Origin of the sequence: Amycolatopsis vastitatis, from assembly GCF_002234595.1 — a bacterium.
In the GTDB taxonomy this organism is placed as follows: domain Bacteria; phylum Actinomycetota; class Actinomycetes; order Mycobacteriales; family Pseudonocardiaceae; genus Amycolatopsis; species Amycolatopsis vastitatis.
This window is the reverse complement of sequence record NZ_NMUL01000123.1, coordinates 1-1,028: the sequence shown is the minus strand read 5'-3', so window position 1 is coordinate 1,028 and position 1,028 is coordinate 1. Positions and strand designations below refer to the sequence as shown.

1 protein-coding gene is annotated in these 1,028 nt (G+C 71.1%); it reads left to right on the top strand.

Features of this window, described 5'->3' with window-relative positions; all coding sequences use genetic code 11:
* Nucleotides 1-91: 91 nt before the first annotated feature.
* The coding region (locus CF165_RS49695; protein WP_439098565.1) for an IS30 family transposase at nt 92-1,028 on the top strand (937 nt) is incomplete at its 3' end.

The following is a 1,028-nucleotide window of genomic DNA, read 5'->3' as shown; positions in this document are numbered from 1 at the left end:
CTGAGTGTTCAGGAGTTGCCTCGTGCCTAGACGGGATCGGGATCGTGCCCCGGGCTGTCTGTCCCGCGGTCCTGGTCGGCCCGGCAAACCGTTGACCGCGGAGCGGGCGGCCTGCTTTGGTCTGGTGGAAGCAGGTGTCGGAGCCAGGGAAGCGGCGCGGCGGGTCGGGGTCAATTACCGGACCGCGAAGCGCTGGCGTGCCGAGGCAGCCCAGGCCGCAGCGGTGCCGGTGGTGCCGGCGGGACTGTCCTCGCGGTTCTTGAGCTTGGAGGAGCGGATCCGGATCGCCGACCGGGTCCGCGAGCCCGGGGTGTCGTTGCGGGCCATCGCGGCCGAGCTGGGCCGCCCGGTGTCGACGATCAGCCGGGAGCTGGACCGCAATCAGCAACCCGACGGGACCTATCAGCCCCACGCCGCGCACGAGATGGCCACGGCCCGGCGGGCTCGGCCCAAGGTCGGCAAGCTGGTCGCGGATCCAGCGTTGCGGGCGATCGTTCAGGATGGGCTGGACGTGCGGTGGAGCCCGCAGCAGATCACCCGCCGGCTCCGCCGCGACCACCCTGACCGGCCGGAGTGGCATGTGAGCTGCGAAACCATCTACCAAGCCCTCTACGTCCAGGCCCGGGGTGGTTTGCGGCGTGAGGTCGCCGGGTGGCTGCGCAGCGGCCGCATCGCCCGCCGGCCTCACCTCCGGCCGGATCAGCGGCGGCCCCGGATGGCCACCCCGATGGTGATGATCAGCGACCGGCCCGCGGAGGTGGCGGATCGGGCGGTGCCCGGGCACTGGGAAGGCGACCTGATCATGGGCACCCACAACCGGTCCGCGATCGGGACGCTGGTGGAACGGTCCACCCGCTATGTGATGCTGCTGCACCTGCCCGCCGGTTACACCCCGACCCTGGTCCGCGATGCCCTGGTCGCCAAGATCGCCACGCTGCCCGAGCAGCTGCGGCGGTCGCTGACCTGGGACCAGGGCAGTGAAATGCACCTGCACAGCCAGTTCACTCAGGCCACGAACATGCCGGTCT